This is a genomic window from Microvirga sp. VF16 (assembly GCF_016864375.1).
Lineage (GTDB): Bacteria > Pseudomonadota > Alphaproteobacteria > Rhizobiales > Beijerinckiaceae > Microvirga.
Genome location: NZ_CP069356.1, coordinates 354216 through 372661 on the forward strand (window position 1 = coordinate 354216; position 18446 = coordinate 372661).

The 18446-nt window shown below is 64.0% G+C and carries 8 protein-coding genes and 2 pseudogenes; 4 read left to right on the top strand and 6 right to left on the bottom strand.

The features are described from left to right. Positions 1-322: 322 nt before the first annotated feature. Positions 323-1009: a transglutaminase-like cysteine peptidase gene (locus tag JO965_RS33980; RefSeq protein WP_203440774.1), complete on the top strand. Its 687-nt coding sequence runs from the start codon at positions 323-325 to the stop codon at positions 1007-1009. Positions 1010-1218: 209 nt separating this feature from the next. Here the strand turns inward: JO965_RS33980 and JO965_RS33985 are convergent, their stop codons facing one another. The 5 genes from JO965_RS33985 to JO965_RS34005 form a co-directional block, all read right to left on the bottom strand. Next, the gene (locus JO965_RS33985) at positions 1219-1524 is read right to left on the bottom strand and encodes a hypothetical protein (protein ID WP_203440775.1); all 306 of its coding nucleotides are present in this window, start codon (positions 1522-1524) and stop codon (positions 1219-1221) included. A 1439-nt stretch (positions 1525-2963) separates the two neighbouring features. Continuing rightward, positions 2964-5045, bottom strand: coding sequence for an ATP-dependent helicase (locus JO965_RS33990; protein ID WP_203446408.1), 2082 nt, complete (start codon positions 5043-5045; stop codon positions 2964-2966). Between the two features lie 104 nt (positions 5046-5149). Further along, positions 5150-8398 (bottom strand): error-prone DNA polymerase, encoded by a 3249-nt coding sequence (locus JO965_RS33995; RefSeq protein ID WP_203446409.1) that lies wholly within the window; start codon positions 8396-8398, stop codon positions 5150-5152. Positions 8399-8416: 18 nt separating this feature from the next. Continuing rightward, the gene (locus tag JO965_RS34000) at positions 8417-9919 is read right to left on the bottom strand and encodes a DNA polymerase Y family protein (RefSeq protein ID WP_203446410.1); all 1503 of its coding nucleotides are present in this window, start codon (positions 9917-9919) and stop codon (positions 8417-8419) included. After that, positions 9837-10589, bottom strand: a complete 753-nt coding sequence (locus JO965_RS34005; protein WP_203446411.1) for an ImuA family protein — start codon at positions 10587-10589, stop codon at positions 9837-9839. Before JO965_RS34005 ends, JO965_RS34000 begins: the two co-directional genes overlap by 83 nt. Before the next feature lie 203 nt (positions 10590-10792). Here JO965_RS34005 and JO965_RS34010 point away from each other — a divergent pair. The 3 genes and pseudogenes from JO965_RS34010 to JO965_RS34020 all read left to right on the top strand — a co-directional run. Then, positions 10793-11365, top strand: a pseudogene (locus JO965_RS34010) (integrase core domain-containing protein); the annotation flags it as partial. Beyond that, the gene (locus tag JO965_RS34015; RefSeq protein ID WP_203446412.1) at positions 11362-11835 is read left to right on the top strand and encodes a DDE-type integrase/transposase/recombinase; all 474 of its coding nucleotides are present in this window, start codon (positions 11362-11364) and stop codon (positions 11833-11835) included. The pseudogene JO965_RS34010 and the gene JO965_RS34015, both read left to right, overlap by 4 nt. 64 nt (positions 11836-11899) lie before the next feature. Next, positions 11900-12145: pseudogene (locus JO965_RS34020) on the top strand (NAD(P)/FAD-dependent oxidoreductase); the annotation flags it as partial. A gap of 106 nt (positions 12146-12251) precedes the next feature. Here JO965_RS34020 and JO965_RS34025 read toward each other — a convergent pair. Beyond that, positions 12252-18185 (bottom strand): AAA family ATPase, encoded by a 5934-nt coding sequence (locus tag JO965_RS34025; RefSeq protein WP_203446413.1) that lies wholly within the window; start codon positions 18183-18185, stop codon positions 12252-12254. Positions 18186-18446: the final 261 nt, after the last annotated feature.

An 18446-nucleotide genomic window follows, 5' to 3' on the forward strand; every position in this document is an offset into this window, starting at 1 on the left:
AGTATCGCATATGGTCCGGAAGTGTAGCTCAGGGCGCCGCGACAAATTTGTGCAGCGCAAAATGAGACCGGTTTTTCGGGTATGCCGTCCGGTGAGGCTTACTGCCAGACCACTCGGCGAGAGCCTGATTTTCAGGCGCTAGTCTTGCCTCGAACGACATGACGTCTCAGAAAGCAAATGTGTTGCCTAACCAATAGGCAAAAGCACACATTATCAGCGGTTGGCGAACCAAGAAAGGGCATTCAAGTGGTTCCTGCCTAGTCACTGTGCAGGTCTACTGGGCGTGGACCAATGCCCAAGCAATAAGCCAAGCGAGCAAGATATGCACCGGAATGCATCGAGGCGGCGTCGCGCCCAAGAGGAGACGTGTGTCTATCGTGTCCTGAGGCGGGCCAGCCAGGCAGCCGCTGTTCTGTGTCTCTGGGGCGCCCACCCTGTCCTCGCCGGGACGCCCGAACCCGCTCCTGTGGCGCCGCCAATCGTCAGCGAGGATCTTCGCTCTTCCGGAGAAGCCGGACCGACCTTGGCTTGGATGCAGTTCTGCGATCAGCATCCACGGGAGTGCTCGATCGATTCCTCCGAGCCGGACACCATCCCGCTGACCGACGGCACCTGGTCCTCTCTTCAGGAGGTCAACAAGCACGTCAACCGAACGATAGCGGCGGTGCCGGACCAGGATCACTGGGGTGTGGTGGATCGCTGGGATTATCCGGACGACGGGCTTGGAGACTGCGAGGACATGCAACTGCTCAAGCGCAAGCTCCTGGTTGAACGGGGACTGCCGCAACGGGCGATGCGCATGACTGTCGTCATCGATGAACTGGGCGCCGGGCATGCCGTGTTGAGGGTGCGCACGGATCTCGGCGATCTCATCCTGGACAACAAGAGGGATGCCGTTCTGCCCTGGCAGCAAACAGGTTACGTCTACGTCAAGGGTGAGGGAGCGGAGGGCAAGGCCTGGGTCTGGTTCGGGGATCGGATCGCACCTACCGCGACCGCAGCCAAGTAACGGCCGTTCCGGCAATTCGCGGGTGGGGACTGTCAGCACGACGTCGGGTGTTTCCCCACGCTAGAGCATCGGACCCAAAAGTGGACCCACTTTTGGGTCCGATGCTCAATCCCTTAAGCGGCGCATCGTTGATGCGGAACCGGAGGTCCGCGTCAGCGAAAACCGGATCCACTTTTCACTGGCGTGGCCCTCCGGGTCCGCACGATGCGCTAAACGTTCCTTCGCCTGAAGAAGACGACGTTGGCGCTGGTCTCAAGCACCTTCTGGAGTTGCGACAGCTCCATGAACGCGTGGGCGCGGTACAGCCGCCACATCGGGCTGACCACCTCTTGGAAGGGGACTTCCGGGTTGGATGTCCACCAGGAATCCCACTCCTCGGCGGTGAAGTCGTCGCCGTACGCGTGCGTCACACTCAGGTCCGGATCGAAGCCATCGTCGACGCAGAGAGCCTTCGCCCTGGCCCTGATCTGGCTGTCCATGATGTCGGAGGTTTCCTGGGCCCGCGCGTACAACATGATCACTCCCCAATCGGCTTGGATGAGGGGAGAGGTTGGCTGCGCTGCTCCATGCAGCGAGTCAGCTCTTGGATGATCCAGCGTCTGGCCTGGCGTTTTGAGGATCGTGTCATGGTGACCTCCTGCGATGTCACCAGGATCGCTCGAAACAGCCCGTCCTTCCGTGACCGGGGCCACACATGGCTTGTGCGAAAGCGATCGCAGTCATTCCTGTGGTGAAGCGGCTCAGAGGAAAGGGTTTCCTTTGGTCCTTCCCGACTTGGCGAGCGACCTCCCGACCTGACCGTGCAGAGGTCAGGCGTCGCTGGCCGGCCCCACGAGGTGGTCCGGGATCAATGTTAGTGAATGATTGGTCGTGGCGTCGGCGATTGGCGTCCTTCTGGTCGGCGATACGATAAATCTTCTTGGTTGTCTTGCTAGATCCTGGCCAGCATCGCCGTCCTGCAATTCGGGGGGCGGCGAGTCAGGGTCTAGGTCGGCTCCGGGCACTTCTCGGAAGAAGCGCGGTGTTACGGTCATAACGACGTAGCGGACCTTCCAATCGTTTGCCGTTGGTTACTCTTTGACCCACTCCGGACTATCCTGCGTCTGAGACACGTGGCTGACGGAGCGATTGACTCGATTGGCCCTCATTTCAGAAGTCCATTTCGCGACACCGCTCGACCTGCTCGTCAAATCAAGCGGTGGCATTCAGAGCGGGGGCGGCGGAAAATCCGCGTTCGCCCCCGCTTCACATCACAGACCGAAGCAAGGCCCGCCGAACACCGAGCGAATGCAGGACAATCCACCACGCCGGCCCCCAGAGGATGTGACGCTCACTCCACCCTGCGGCCCTCTTGGCACTCGGTGATCCCGCACGATTGGATTACTGCGATGGTCTCTGATCACGGGTTCTGCCCGATGATCTCGGACGATCACAGGCGCACGATGATCACGGACCACGGGTGGCATGCGATGATCGCGCACGACGAAGCCGCTGCCATCGTAGCCGCGGTCACGTGCTATGGCTCCGTCGTGTGTGGCAACGAAAACCAGACAGGCGGAGAGCGCGACGGCAACTTGGGTGAATGTTGTAATACCAGACTTCATGGGAGGACTCCTCTTCGACAAGTGAGGAGTTTACGATGCGCTCCATGCAGGATCTGTGAGCGGGGTCACAGGCAAAATGTTTCCGTCATCCACCGGCGTCAGGGCACAACGATGATGGGCTTCAAAGTCGGACCGGAGAGGGCCTGTTCGTCTGTGTGTCTGGAATGCCTCGTTCTGGCACGAGGCGGAAGTACACCGAACGTCAGCTCACGGTAGGAATACCGGACCTTTCAATAGATGAGGAATTGGCCTGTTGACCGGATGGGAGCGTCAAAGTGATCGGTGCGCAGACAACACCTTGAATGCACACGTATGCCGCATCGCCGTTGATTGTGCCATGCAACTTCCCTTTACTGCCGCCACATGCCCCGCATCTTCGCGCCGATGTCGACCCGAACCTCTCTCGTTGCGGTGGCTGCGGAAGTCGGCTCCGCTATCGCCATGGGCCACGACATCCGCTCGAACAGCTTCAGGAGTGCGCTGGGGATGAAACGGGAGCGAGCGGCGTAGACATGACGATCGCCGGTGGCGGATTGCTGATGCGTGAAGAAGCGCTGCGGCACGATGAGGTGCAGGTGGTCCTTGGCTCGGGTCATGGCGACGTAGAGCAGCCGCCGCTCCTCCTCGATCTCCGCCGTCGTCCCAGTGCCGAGGTCGGACGGAATACAGCCGTCGACCACGTTGAGAACGAACACCGATTTCCACTTTTGCCCTTTGGCGGAATGAATGGTCGACAGGATCAGGTAGTCCTCGTCGCGCAGAGGCACGCCGGCCTGATCACTGGTGGCATCCGGCGGATCAAGCGTGAGTTCGGTGAGGAAGCGCTCGCGGGACGGGTAACCGGCCGCGATCTGCACCAACTGGATCAGGTCGGCCTTGCGGGTGGCGGCATCCTCGTGCATGCGCTCGAGGTGCGGCTCGTACCAGGTCCGCGCTCCTTCAATTTCGGCCGGCCACCCTGCCGTGCCGGCGCGAAGCTGCGTGATCGTGTCGACGAAGGAGCGCCACTCATCTCCAGCCCGGGGCGGGGCCGGTGCCTCCATCAGGGCTCCGATCGGATCGGCGGCGTCATGCATGCGATCAAGCACGCGCCGGGCCGAGGTTGGGCCGACGCCGGGCAGTAGCTGCATCAGCCGGAAGCCGGCGACGCGATCACGCGGGTTCTGCACGAACCGCAGCAGGGCGAGCAGATCCTTGACGTGAGACGCATCGAGGAACTTGAGGCCGCCGAACTTCACGAAGGGGATGTTGCGGCGGGTCAGCTCCACCTCCAAGGGGCCGGAGTGATGCGAGGTCCGAAACAGCACCGCCTGCTGCTTTAGGCTCACGCCGTTCTCGCGGCTCGCCAGCACACGCTCGACCACGTAGCGGGCCTGGCCGGCCTCGTCGCGCACGGCCACCAGTTGCGGCCGCTCAGCGGACGTGCGGTCGGTCCAGAGATTCTTGGTGAAGCGCTCGGAGGCGAGCTCGATCACCGCATTGGCCGCGGCCAGGATCGGCTGGCTTGAACGGTAGTTGCGGTCGAGGGTGACGATCGCGGCCGGCGGGCTGAACTGGCCGGGGAAATCCAGGATGTTGCGGACCGTGGCTGCCCGGAAGGAATAAATCGACTGGGCATCGTCCCCGACCACCGTCAGGCCCTGGCCGCCCGGCTTGAGGGCCAGCAGGATCGAGGACTGGAGCCGGTTCGTGTCCTGGTACTCGTCGACGAGGACATGGTCGAAGCGCCCGCCGAGTTCGGCTGCGATCGAAGGCTCGGCCACCATCTGGGCCCAGTAGAGCAGGAGGTCGTCGTAATCGAGGACGTTCTGGCGCTGCTTGGCCTCGACATAGGCAGCGAACAACTGCCGCAGCTCGGCGGCCCATCCGGCGCACCATGGATATGAAGTGCGTAGCACCCCCTCGAGGGCCGTCTCGGCATTCACGCAGCGGGAATAGATCGCCAGACAGGTTGCCTTCGCGGGAAAGCGGCTCTGGGTGGTGGAGAACCTGAGTTCGTGCCGGACGAGGTTCATCAGGTCGGCCGAGTCCTCGCGGTCATGGATCGAGAAGGCGGGGTCGAGACCGATCTCCGGCGCGTAGTCGCGCAGGAGCCGGGCGCCAATGCCGTGGAATGTGCCGGCCCAGGTGAGAGCGTCGGTCATCACGCCTGCGCTATGGCCCATGACCCGTTTGGCGATCCGCTCGACCCGACGCGCCATCTCGGCCGCGGCCCGGCGCGAGAAGGTCAACAGGAGGATGCGGCACGGATCGGCGCCGTTGGCGATGAGGTGGGCCACGCGGTGGGCCAGGGTGTTGGTCTTGCCCGATCCTGCCCCGGCAATGACCAGCAAGGGCGTTGACGATGATGCACCTCCGGCGATGACGCCGTGCTCGACCGCTTGACGCTGCCGCGGGTTAAGGTGGTCAAGGTAGGCGGGGTTAGCGGACACAGTCGAATCATTCCTTTGGGTCCACTATAGATCCCGTTTCCCGTTTTGTTCGCAACGGCACAGCTCGTCGCGCCGGAGAGGGGGGATCGCCCGGCTGGCTCTCATCAGCGAAAGTTTCGTGCGGGGATCTTGATGACGGCCTCGTCGAACTCAGCCTTCGTCTCCGGCCGTTGAATGGCGTCATCGGAACCGCCGCGAACCCAATCGCGTGTGCCGGTCCTTGCCTCGTCCCCACGTCCGCTGCGCAGGCGAAGGTCACCGTCACGATCCGCGACCGAGCGCAGGAGGTCGGACAGGTCGATGAAGTGTTCGGCGATCAGATGAGTGACGCCGCCTTCGCGCTGGAGCCGGCCCCGGCAAGCGATCAAGCGTGCCGACAGGATCAGCCGCCGTTGCTTCTCGAACACCGTCGACCAGATCACCATATTGGCGACGTCAGTCTCGTCCTCGATGGTCATGAAGGTCACGCCCTTGGCCGAGCCCGGCTTCTGCCGCACGAGGATGCCCCCCGCCACCGTGATCCTCTGCCCATCCCGGGCATGGTGCAGGTCCTCGCAGGACCTGATCCGGCGCTCGGTCAGCTCCTGTCTGAGGAATGCCACGGGATGCCGGCGCAGCGTCAGTCCTTTCGAGCGATAGTCGTCGACGACTTCACGGCCCTCGGTCATCGGAACGAGTTCGACGTCGGGTTCGATGACCTCCGGCTGGATCGTGCGCCCGCGTTCGTCGGCGGCGGCAAACAGCGGCATCACCTCATCCGACATCCCCTCGATGGTCCAGAGCGCGTCGCGGCGCTTGACGCCGAGGGAGCCGTAGGCATCGGCCTCCGCCAGGCGTGTGAGGGCGGCGACCGAAATTCCGGCCCGGCGCCGAAGATCCTCAATGGTCGAGAACGGTTGCTCGGTGCGGACGATCGGGATCAGGCTGGCCTCGGCATTGGCAAGACCGTGCACCATCCGAAACCCGAGACGGACAGCGAAGCGCCGTGGGTCCGCCGTGGTTTCCAGCGTGCAGTCCCAGCGCGAGTGATTGATGTCGACGGGCAGAACCTTCACGCCATGGACCTGGGCGTCCCGCACCAGTTGGGCCGGCGCATAGAACCCCATCGGCTGGGAGTTGAGGATCGCGCAGCAGAACACATCGGGATGGTGGCACTTCACCCAGGAGGAGGCATAGGCAATCTTGGCGAAGCTCGCGGCATGGCTCTCGGGAAAGCCGTACGAGCCGAAACCTTCGAGCTGCTTGAAGGTGCGCTCGGCGAATTCGGCGTCATAGCCTCGGGTGGTCATGCCCTGGATCAGCTTGTCGCGGAACTTGGAGACGCCGGCCGTCAGCTTGAATGTCGCCATCGCCCGCCTGAGCTGATCGGCCTCGGACGGCGTGAAGCCGGCACACTCGATCGCCACCCGCATGGCCTGTTCCTGGAAAAGGGGCACGCCGAGGGTCTTCTCCAGCACGCGCCTGAGCTCTGGTCGAGGATAGTCCGGGGCCTCCTGCCTCTCGCGGCGACGGAGATACGGATGCACCATGTCGCCCTGGATCGGGCCGGGCCGGACGATCGCGACCTGGATCACGATGTCGTAGAACGTTCTCGGCTTCAGACGCGGCAGCATCGCCATCTGGGCACGGCTTTCGATCTGGAAGGTGCCGACCGTGTCGGCCTTGCGGATCATGGCGTAGGTGGCCGGATCCTCACCCGGGATCGTGGCGATGTCGACGTCCTCGCCCTTGTGCTCGCGCAGGAGATCGAAGGCGCGCCGCATGCAGCCGAGCATGCCGAGGCCCAGGACGTCGACCTTCATGAACTTCAGGGTGTCGATGTCGTTCTTGTCCCATTCGATGACCTGACGGTTCTCCATCGCGGCCGGTTCGATCGGGACGAGGTCGTCGAGGCGCGCCTCGGTCAGCACGAAGCCGCCCGGGTGCTGCGAGAGATGGCGCGGCGCGCCGATGAGTTCGGCGGCCAGCTCCAAGGTCAGGCGCAGGCGCGGATCGTCGAGATTGAGGTTGAGCTCCCGCGCTTCCTTGTCGGACACGCCCTCATTGCCCCAGCCCCAGACGAGTTTGGAGAGACCGGCCGTCACATCCTCGGGAACGCCGAGCGCCTTGCCGACCTCGCGCACGGCGCCCCGGGCACGGTAGCAGGTGACGACGGCGGTGAGCGCCGCCCGATGCCGGCCGTAGGTGTCGTAGATCCACTGGATCACCTCCTCGCGCCGCTCGTGCTCGAAGTCGACGTCAATGTCCGGCGGCTCGCGCCGCTCCTGGGAGACGAAGCGCTCGAACAGGAGGTCGTGCTCGGTCGGATTGATCGAGGTGATGCCGAGCACGAAGCACACCGCGGAATTTGCCGCCGAGCCGCGGCCCTGGCACAGGATGCCGCGCGACCTGGCGAACGAGGCGATGGCGTGGACCGTCAGGAAGTAAGGTGCATATCCGAGCTCCTCGATCAGGTGCAGCTCGTGCCGGCAGGTGAGCGCGACGACATCGGGAATGCCCTCCGGATAGCGCTTTTGCGCGCCCTCCCAGGTGAGGCGTTCCAGCTTCTCCTGCGCGGTCTCGCCCGGCTCCGTCTCGCTCGGGTACTGATAGCGCAGCTCATCGAGCGAGAAGGTGCAGCGCTCGAGGATCTCGCGCACGCGACGGAACGCTTCGGGATGGCGCTCGAACAGGCGCTCCATCTCGACCGGATCCTTAAAATGGCGGTCGGTATGGCGCTCGAGTCGATAGCCGGCCTCGTCGATGGTGCAGCCCTCGCGGATGCACGAGACGACGTCCTGCAAGCGGCGCCGGTCGGGATGATGGTAGAGCACATCTCCCATGGCGATGGTCGGGACACGCGCGGCCTGTGCTGCCTGCTCGACATAGTAGAGCCGGAGATGCTCGTTAGGCGCAAAGCGCCGGATCAGCGCCATGTAGGCACGGTTGCCAAAGGTTCCTTTCAGGCGGGCGAGGTTTCGAACGAGTTCCTCGTTCGCATCATCGCCCAGCAGGATCGCGAGCAGACCCTCATTCCACGTGACGACATCGTCCCATACCAGATGGCACTTGCCCTTGCCGCCGCGGCTCTTGCCGATGCTCAGCAGCCGGCACAGGCGGGAATAGGCTGCCCGATCGGTCGGGTAGACGAGGAGCGACGTGCCGTCGGTGAGATCGAGCCGGCAGCCGACGATGAGACGGACGCCCGTGTCGCGCGCTGCCTCATAAGCGCGCACGATCCCAGCCAGCGAATTGCGGTCGGTGATACCGAGTGCCGTGATGCCGAGGAGTTTGGCCTGCTCGAACAGTTCGCGCGGGCTCGAGGCGCCGCGCAGGAAGGAGAAATGCGTCGTGACCTGGAGTTCTGCGTACATGGAAGGGATGATCGTCCATCATGGGAAGAAGCCATGCATCCACCAGCGCCCGCCCTCGGCGGCGGGTGCGTCGCGGAAGATCCAGAAGCGCCCGCCTTGCTCGGTCTCGACGCGGTAATAGTCGCGTGCGGCCGAGCCCTTGTCGCCGTTCCACCATTCCGGCGTGATGCGTTCCGGCCCATCGGCCTGGGTGACCCTGTGCCGGATTTTGCGCCAGACGAAGAAGGCCGGTGGATGATCCGGGAGCAGGGCGGTGGCCACGACGGACTCGGGTGGATCGAGAAGGCGCGTGGGCCGCGGCAGGTTCTGCGGCCAGACGGCACCGGTCGGTGGCGCCAGTGCCGGAATCCTGCGCGCCATGCGTTCGGGGACGAGACTCTGGACGGGCGCGAGGCGGTAGACCCGTCTCATGCCGATGCGGGCACCGAGCCGGTCGACGAGCTGGCCGAGATCCGCGTCACCGGCATCGTCGCCGTCGAGCCCCCGAACCTGGCGTTGCGTTTCCGTCAACGGCTCGACCTTGCTCGCGACGAGGACGATCTCCTCAATGCCGAACCCGGGATCGATGGTTTGCAGACGCTCATTGAAGAGTTTCGCGAGATGGGCGGCATCCCGGTTGGCTCGCGCGGTCCCGACGCGCAGGCAGGCGCTCTTCTGGTCGACGCGCTGACACAGGAGATCGAGCCGGCGTACCCCTTCGCCGCGGCGCTCCAGTTGCCGACATAGATCCTTGGAGAGGCGCAGCAGGATCGCTTTCAGGTCTTCGAGCCGACCGATGGGCTCCGCGAAGGCGCAGGACGCCGTCGGCGTTTCCTTTGGGATCAGTGGCGTGATCACCTCGAAGGTGTGGCCCAGGGCCTGATCGAGACGCAGCGCCACGTCCCGGCCGAACCGCCGGACCAGAGGCGCCCGTGGCATGGCAGCAAGCTGTCCGACCCGCTCGATGCCGAGCCGATGCAGGGCGGTGAGTTTGTCGGCGGCAATCCGTAGCGCCCCGATCGGCAAGGTCGCAACGGCGTCAACGGTCCGACCTGTCGGTACCACGCCGCCAATTCCGTAGCGTGCCACCGCCCAGGCGGCACCCGGGGCATCGGCGACGGCGGCTCTGGCGGCGATACCCTGCCGCGTCAGGCGGCCGGTCAGATCCGCGAGCAACTCTTCCTCGCTGCCGAACAGATGGGCGACCCCGGCGATGTCGATCCACAGGCCGTCGGGGGGATCGGGCGCCACCACGGGCGAATAGGCGATGGCCCACCGCGCCAGCTCCCGTAGCGAGACCTCATCATCCTCGGGTACAGCGTCGACGACATGCAGGTTGGGAACGAGCGCCTGCGCCTGTGCGACAGGCATGCCCACGTACAGCCCCACCTCCTGCGCAGCCGCACAGGCCGCGCGTATCACGCGGCGCGATCCGATCGTATGCACGGTCACAAGCGGTTCATGACGCGGCGGCTCGCCGGTCCGCCGTCTGACCCGATCGGTCGGCCAGGTCGGCAGGTAGAGCGAGACGACCCTTCGCATCGCAGGTCTCCAGAATCCAGGTACGGGGTTGGGCGCCACGGCAGCGCAGGAGTTCGACGTGCCAGCGATCCCGCCCGAGACCGGGTGCCGGCATGAGTTCGGACGGGGCACGGGCGATGCGCCAACGGGTCATTGCGGCGGTCGGAAGATGGACCAAGTCCTTCTCGGCCACCGTCCACCAGCGCCTGATCACCAGGGCCGTCACCCCTGTCGCTTCAGCCGCCAGTTGCAGGCGACGCGAGGCGGTCAGGCCGAGGCGCGCAACCTCGCCAATGACGGCCGCGAGGCCTTTCACGTGCAGTCCTTCCTCGATCAGCGGCAGGACCTCGTGCTCGCGCTCGGCTTCAGCGTAGATCACGCGATCTGGATGCAGCCCCGCGCGCAGGAGTCCTGGCGCGAACAGGTCCCGACGGGTCAGGCACCAGAGGACGGGGCCTTTGAGGCGGGCCGCGATCCCAGCCGTGAACAAGGTCGTGCAACCGGCGAACTCGGAGGCGATCCCCGCCTCGATCATTTCGTGCAGCGCGCCCCGGGCAAGGCCGCCGCCCGGCAGGTGACCGTCGAGGTCGTGGACACCGAAAGGCAGGGGCTTGGACCTGCGAGACCCGCCTTCGTGCCGGGCAATCTGGAGCCGTAAATCGGCAAGCCTGTCCTGTCGCCCGGGGTCCATGGAATCCGTGCCAAACGCAAATATCTTGTTGATGATGTTCCTAGTATGTTCTCATTCGGGGATGAGTCAAATACACGCACCAGTAGCTGTGAATTCCGAGGAGAAGAGTGTTGCCTTCAATCTGCCAGCAGTCTCTTCCAAGGCTCAGTGATGCCTTGCTCGATCCAAACTCATGCCTTGATATAGGCCAAGGAGCGGTGCTTGGCGCAGTAAGGACAGCCGGCCACGGCCCGATCCCCGCAGAAGACCGTGGGACCGTCGGCACCATGAAAGGGGTCGGGCGGATCTACCAGCAGACCTTCCTTGACACCTACACCAAGGTCGCCTTCACCAAACTGTATGATCGCAAGATCCCGCTTACCGCCGCCGACCTGCTCAACGACCGTGTCCTGCCATTCTTCGACGCCCATGAGGTGAAGCTGTGTCGGGTGCTCACCGACCGCGGCACCGAGTACTGCGGCAATCCCGAACACCATGAGTACGAGCTCTATCTGGCAGTCGAGGACGTGGACCATTCCAGAACCAAGACCAAGAGCCCACAGACGAACGGCATCGTTGAGCGCTTTCACAAGACGGTGCTGGACGAGTTCTATCGTGTGACGTTCCGCAAGAAGATCTATGGCTCAATTGCCGAATTGCAGAGCGATCTCGATGCCTGGGTGAGGAGTTATAATGAGGAGCGGCCGCACCAGGGCCGGTGGTGTTTTGGCAAGACGCCAATGCAGACCTTCCTCGATGCAATCCCGTTAGCGAAGGAGAAAATGATCGCCGCATGAAGCCATCAGACAGGGGAACCCGACCAATCTCCAGACGCCAGTTGTCAGATCAAATACCGACTACTACAATCGATTTCATGCTGTCGGATCGCCGCAACACTCGAGCAGCTTATCGTTTCTTGCGCAAAGCCATCAAGATGATGAGCGACTATCCTCCTGCATCGATCACGACCGACAAACTGGCATCGTACCCGAAAGCGATCGGGCGCCTGCAGAACGAAGGGCTGCTGCCCAAAAAGGTCGTGCATCGGACCTCGAAATACTTGAACAACATCATTGAGGCGGATCACGGCGCACTTAAGCGTGTAATCCGGCCGACGCGCGGCTTCCAGAGGATGAAAACTGCCTCTGCAACAATCAAAGGTTTTGAAGTCATGCGCATGATCCGCCGCGGTCACTGCATCCAGCAACAGCTCGGCGCGATAGGCGAAATCCGTCTGGTCAACCAGCTCTTTGGTCTCGCGGCCTGAGTGGCCCATTCGACTGGATTCATGGTGCCCTTTCCAAGTTAATGCAACAAAGCCGCAAATGCCCGTATCCGACATATGGGCCGGATATATCGACAGCACACCTGATGGCGTTCCTGCCATCGGCGAGGTTGAGCGTATTCCGGGCTTCATTCTGGCCGCCGGCTTCAGCGGTCATGGCTTCGGCATTGGACCAGGGGCTGGCCACCTCATTGCGGATCTGATTACGGGCAAACCACCGATTGTTGATCCACACCCCTACAGGCCTGAGCGCCTAAGCGCCTCTGCATGGGGCAGGGTTGCGGACTTTTGAGAGCGTCCACCGCTTCTGGAGAGTACCGATTTCCATTTGATCGGTCGGTGCCAAGCCATTGATTTGACCGCTTTTAAGGCACGGCGGTCCCGTCAGCACTGTCAGTTCAACCATTCCTGAGGGTCTTACCAGGAGCGGTCTCGTCCTGTTCTGCAGATAGGGTGAACTGAAACACGGCCCCCCGCGGCTCGTTTGCAGATGCCCACAGCTGGCCGCCATGCGCCTCGATGATCGAGCGGCAGATCGCCAAGCCCATGCCCATCCCCTCCGGCTTGGTCGTATAAAACGCCTCGAACACCCGCTCTACATGCTGCGGATCCAACCCGACGCCGGTGTCGTGCACGGCGACCAGCACGGCCCCGGTTTCATCCAGCCGGGACCGGATCAGCAGCTCGCGCGGCCGCTCCGCCCCCTCCTTCATCGCCTCGAGGCCGTTTAGCACTAGGTTCAGAATCACCTGCTGCAACTGCACCCTGTCGCCTGCCACGGGCGGGAGGTTGAGCGACAGCTCGGTTCGTAGCAGGATTCGATGGCGGTGCACCTCCCCCTGGACGAGGGCGACCGTATCCTGGATCAGGTCGTTCAGGTCCAGCCGCTCCTTGACGGTGGCCGTCTTCCTGAGGAGCGCGCGCACTCGCCCGATCACCGCGCCGGCCCGGTGCCCATCCTGGACGATGCGCCCCGCCGTCTCCCGCGCTTCGTCGAGATTGGGCGGCTGGTGCGCGAGCCAGCGCAGGGCTGCGTTGGCATTGGTGACGATGGCGGCCAGCGGCTGGTTGACCTCGTGCGCGATCGAGGACGTCAGCGCGCTCATCGTCGTCACACGCGTGACATGTGCAAGCTCGGCCTGCGCCTTCTGCAGCACCTCTTCGGCCCGCTTGCGCTCGGTAACGTCCATAGCCGCTCCGATAACTTCAAGCAGCTCGCCGGTCTCGCTGAAAACGGGATGGCCTACTCCGTGAAGATGCTTAGTCTCGCCGTCCGGAAGAACGATCCGGAAATCGGTCTCGGAATCGCCCCGGATGCGAACTGCTCTTTCCGCGTTTCCGAGCCATCTGGCCCGATCCTCCGGATGAATCCGCTGGAGAAGCGCCTCGAAGGATGGGATACCTGCTTCCGGATCGAAGCCAAACAAACGGTAGCGTTCTTGCGACCAGTAGATGATCGCCTTCGTGGCGGGGTTCCATGCCCAACTGCCGCTTTTGCTCAGCGCCTCCGCTTCCGCTAAATAGGCCTCGCTGCGCCGCAGTTCCTCCTCGCCCCGCTTGCGCTCAGTCAAGTCGAGCACGAAAGTAACACCTTGGTCTCCACCTTCTTTGAAAAGTGCCACGCCGATGAGCACGGGCACGCGGCTGCCGTCCTTGCGGAAGTACTCCTTCTCAAACGGGGGCAAGATCCCGGTCCTCTCCAGCTCTGGCACCCATTGTCGTGCATCGCGGTCGAGCCATTCCGGTGGGGTCAGGTTGGTCCAGCGCAAGCGGCCCGTTGCGAGATCCTCACGATCGTAGCCCACGATGCGGAGAAAGGCGTCATTGGCCTCGAGGATCCGGCCGTCGAGACCAAAGATGAAGATTCCGATGATGTTGGCCTCGACCAGGCGTCGGATCCTCGCTTCGCGTTCGGCGAGATCGCGGTATAGGACGGTATTCTCCAGTGAGATGGCAGCCTGCGAGGCGAGCAGCTTCAGCACCGCGATCCGCGCCGGCACGAAGACCCGGGGAGCCAGGTTGTTTTCAAGGTAGAGCATGCCAATGAGTTTGGCCTGGTTGAGCAATGGCAGGCAGAGAATGGACCGGGCCTTGCACTGACGGATGTACGGATCGGCGGCAAACGGGCTCTCGGCCAGCGCATCGTCGAGGATCACGCTCTCCCGGGTGCGCAAGACGTAGTGCAGGACCGACTCTGGCAGTATGGTCGCAGTCACAGTCTCGTCGCATAGTTGCACAACGACCGTGTCGCCGCGGGTCGTGGCCTCTGCTGCGATCCGCAGCTCGGTCCCACGCGCCAGGATCAACAGGCCGCGCGCGGCCCCCGCCTGCTCAATGGCCGTGCGCAGGACCGTGTCGATCAGCTTTTCGAGAACGATCTCGCCCGAGATGGCTTGCGACACCTTGATCACGGTCGCAAGGTCGAGATGTTCGACCGGCGCTCCGATTGTCCTTGTCGGGCCGGGTGCTGGCTCGTCCTCCCGCAGGTGCGGATAGAGCTGATCGAGTTGCCGCACCTTGCCATCGGCTCCCCAGCGGGCATAGCAGGCGCGGGCCTTGCGCAGATAGGTCTCGGCGAACTCGTCGAACCCGCGCGCCCGGTAGAAGGCGGAAGCGCGCTCATAGGCGATCGCCTCGTTGTGAACGAAGCCGTTGCCTCGGGCCGAGCGGATTGCCTGCTCATACAGCCGCTCGGCCTCGAGCTCGCGGCCTTCGAGACGGGCGATCTCGGCGCCGATCAGCGCGGCGCGGTTCGCGAAGTTCTCCGGGCAGTTCTCCGTCCACTCCTGGAGCTGGCGGTGGTGGGTGGTCAAGGCCTCGAGATGGCGGCTACGCTCCGCGGCGCGGGCCGCGTCGCAGAGGGCAGCCCGCACCAGCGCAGCGTAGAAATGGAACTCCGCCCACTCGAGATGGGCCGGCATCGTCCAGAGCAGCCGTTGTGCCTTTGATGCCGCCTCGAGGCCGGACGCGTAGGCCCTCGCGAAGAAGCGCGCCTGCAGATTGCGGATCCAGTACCAGCAGGCGGCGATCGACAGGCCCGGGTCCGCCTCCAGGTGCCGCTCGAACCGGCCCTCGTCGAACCCGGCGTCGTCGAAGCGGCCGAACGCCGGGGTCAGACCACGGAGAGTCCGGATCAACTGGAGCTGTGTGGTGATGAAGACGATGACAAGACCGAACCGCGCCTGGCGCGCGAAATCGAGCCCGGCCTCAGCCTCGCGCTGCACCTCGGCGAGCGGATCGCCGGCGGCGAGGAGGTTGGTGATCAGGTTGTTGCGGCTATAGGCGGCAAAGGTGAGGTCGCCGAGCCTGTTGGCCGTATCGAAGGCCCGCCGCACCCATTGCCGGCCGGTCTGGACGTGCCTCGTCCATGGATTGATGACGGCGCCGAAGGACACGGAGACGCGGGCTTCGAAGCGCCGCAGCCCGCGCTGCTCCACCAGATTGAGGCCAAGCTGGCCGAAGCGGAACCCTGCCTTGTAATCGCCGAATTCCGGCCCCAGCACGGTGCCAAGCATGGCGTAGGCATGGCACGACGCGTCGCTGTTGCCGTGCTCCAGGCTGAGGTTCGCCATGCGGCCGATGACGAGCGGGCGCAGGTTCTCGTCGGTGTGCCTAGCCGCCGGCACCACCGCGGTGAGGATGTTCATCGTCCCGCACGCGGCCGGATCGGCCATCCGCGGCAAGTCGAGCAGCGCCTCGATCGGGCGGTCCCCGAGCTGCCGCCACATCCGCGCGTATTCCTGCCTGACCTCCTCCTTTGTCGGATGCGCCGACCAAGCGATACCGACGCGGCGCAGGTAGTCGAGGGTTACCTCGACGGCGCTGTCGCTCCGGCCGAGGGTCGTGAACAGCTCCACCTGCAGCCGCGTAATGGCGGCCAGATCGGGGAGGCTGGTGGCGCGGTCTGCAAGTTCAGCAAACCGCGCCTCCGCCTCCGTCAGCGCGCCGGTCAGGAACTCGCACTCGGCCCGGTGCAAGGCCAGCGCGAAGACGAGTTCGGGCCGGCGCGCCCAAGTGTCCTCCGGCAAGAGCGCCGCACCGGCGGTGAAATAGGTCAGCGCCGCGGCATGGGCGGTCGAATCCTTGGCGCGTTGGCCTGCAAGCAGGTTCAGCTCGGCCAGTTGCTCGCACTCATCGCGCGAGGTGACCAAGGCCGCCCCGCGGTTGAATTGGTTGACAATGTCGAAGATCGCCTCCTCCCGCTTCTCAGGAGGTATGTGCGTCGCAAGCAGTCTCCCGATTCGAAGGTGCGCCTCGCCACGCAGCTCCTCCGGGATCAGCGAATAGGCGGCCTCTTGTATGCGATCGTGGACAAACCGGTAGGTGCCCGTTAGGCGCTCGACCAATTCTTGACGAACGGCCGGCCACAGAGCCACATGGATCTGCTCCTCCGAAGTCTCGAAAACAATCGAAAGTGTCGTGAGCTCGGTGATGTTTCCAAGACACGCCAGCTGCTGCAGCGCCTTCAGCGTTTCGGCCGGTAAGCGGGTGAGCTTGCCGACCATCAGATCCACGACGTTGTCACTGTATCTCTTGGCATGAATGCGATTGAGATCCCAGCACCAACGCGTCGCATCATGATCGAAGGTGAGCATTCCCTCTTCGGCAAGCGAAGACAGGAACTGAATGGCGAAGAACGGATTGCCACCCGTCTTCTCGTGTACCAGTCGCGCCAGCGGCGCGGCGCGCTCCGGCGCGCAGCGGAGAGCGTCCGCCATCAACTGCCCGAGATGCTCTCGGGCGAGCCGCGCCACTGTGATCGCTGCTACCGTCCCGCCGGCGCTCTTGATGGCGTCCAATTTTCGCATCAACGGATGGTCAGCAGTGACTTCGTTGTCGCGATAGGCACCGATCAGCATGAGGTGCCGCAGATCCGAGCGGATCAACAGATCCTCCAACAGATCGAGCGTCGCCGCGTCGAGCCACTGCAGGTCGTCAAGGAAGAGTACCAGTGGATGTTCCGATCGGGCGAAGACGCCGATGAAGCGTCGGAACACCAGCTGGAAGCGGCCGTGCGCTTGCTGTGGTTCAAGCGGCGGGACCGGAGGCTGCTGACCGATGATGAGCCTCAGCTCGGGGACGACGTCGACCATGAGCTGGCCGTTCGAGCCCAGCGCCTCGCGAAGAGCGTCGCGCCAGCCGGCCAGTTCGGTCTCGCTCTTCGCCAGAAGGCCCCGGATCAGGCTCTGAAACGCCTGCGCGAGTGTCGCATAGGGGATGTCGCGCTTGTGCTGGTCGAACTTGCCCGATGCAAACAGCCCGCGCGAAGGCACCAGCACTTTGTGCAGCTCGTGGACCACGGAGGACTTGCCGATGCCGGAATAGCCGGACACCAGCACCAGCTCTGGGACGCCACCCTGGACGACGTGATCGAAGGCGGCGAGCAGGATCTCAATCTCGCGCTCGCGCCCGTACAATTTCTCCGGGATAAGCAGCCGGTCCGGCAGGTCTTGCGTCCCCAGCGGGAAGGCCTCGATGCGGCTCTGCGTGGTCCATGCGGCTAGGCAGCGCCGCAGGTCGTGCGCGAGGCCGGCGGCGGTCTGGTAGCGCTCCTCGGCGGTCTTGGCGAGCAGCTTCATCACGATGGCGGACAGAGGCTCGGGGATGCCCTTCAGCCGCTCGGCGGGCGACATCGGTTGTCTTGCGATATGGCAGTGCACCCATCCCATCGGATCGGATGCCGCAAACGGCAGAACGCCGGTGAGCATCTGATAGAAGATGATGCCGAGGGCGTAGAGGTCGCTGCGGGCGTCGATCGACCGGTTCATCCGTCCGGTCTGCTCGGGCGCCATGTAGGCGAGGGTGCCGGCAATAGTTTCAGGCGGCTCGGGCGCCGGCCGTTGGCGCGGCAGGCGCGAGGCGAGGCCGAACCCGGTGAGCCGCATCTGGCCGTCCGCGCCGGTCACCAGGATATTGCCCGGCTTGAGGTCCATGTGGACGAGGCCGCGCTGATGGAGCTTGCCCAGAGCTATGGCGATGCCGATGGCGACGCGCACGAAGCGTCCCAACTCCATGGGCGCACCGAGTAACCGGTCGAGTGGCTCACCGCCCGGATCCTCGAGCACCAGCATGGTGCGGCCGCCTTCGCGCACAAGCTCCAGCGGCCGTGCGGCCCATGCATTGTCCAGTTCATCCTTCAACTCGTATTCGTGGGCGAGGCGATCAAGGCTCGAGGGCGTCGGGTGCTCGGTGGTGGGTAGCACGACCAGCACAGCCTGCCGCTGGCCGTTGGGGTCGAGGCGCCAGCCCCGACCGAGAACACGTTCATCGTCCTGGCCCAGGACTTGGACGTTGCTCTCCCCTTCAGTGCCGAACCGAAAGCTCAGATTCATGTGCCGCACTCCACCCTCAAGTCTGGGGCCGCTGGCGGACCGGCTGCGTTACCATGCCTCCGCACCCATCGTCCGCGTAAGCTGACCAGAGCGAGCTTGATCGGCCATTTTGCCACACAGCTACTGTCGATGCTACCAAAGGATGCCGCAGCCCGTCCGCCAAGTAGCTGCAAAAATTGAGCTTTATTTTCGAGTGTGCCTCAACTTCTCGCAGAAATACGCCATCAGTCGGTCAGCTCGTTGCATGCGCGGTGAGGCCGT

Bases quoted from the DNA above. Each gene is read 5' to 3' on its own strand.
- JO965_RS33980 (WP_203440774.1), top strand. From the start codon at position 323: ATGCACCGGAATGCATCGAGGCGGCGTCGCGCCCAAGAGGAGACGTGT.
- JO965_RS33985 (WP_203440775.1), bottom strand. From the start codon at position 1,524: ATGTTGTACGCGCGGGCCCAGGAAACCTCCGACATCATGGACAGCCAG.
- JO965_RS33995 (WP_203446409.1), bottom strand. From the start codon at position 8,398: ATGTACGCAGAACTCCAGGTCACGACGCATTTCTCCTTCCTGCGCGGC.
- JO965_RS34000 (WP_203446410.1), bottom strand. From the start codon at position 9,919: ATGCGAAGGGTCGTCTCGCTCTACCTGCCGACCTGGCCGACCGATCGG.
- JO965_RS34005 (WP_203446411.1), bottom strand. From the start codon at position 10,589: ATGGACCCCGGGCGACAGGACAGGCTTGCCGATTTACGGCTCCAGATT.
- JO965_RS34015 (WP_203446412.1), top strand. From the start codon at position 11,362: ATGAAGCCATCAGACAGGGGAACCCGACCAATCTCCAGACGCCAGTTG.
- JO965_RS34025 (WP_203446413.1), bottom strand. From the start codon at position 18,185: ATGAATCTGAGCTTTCGGTTCGGCACTGAAGGGGAGAGCAACGTCCAA.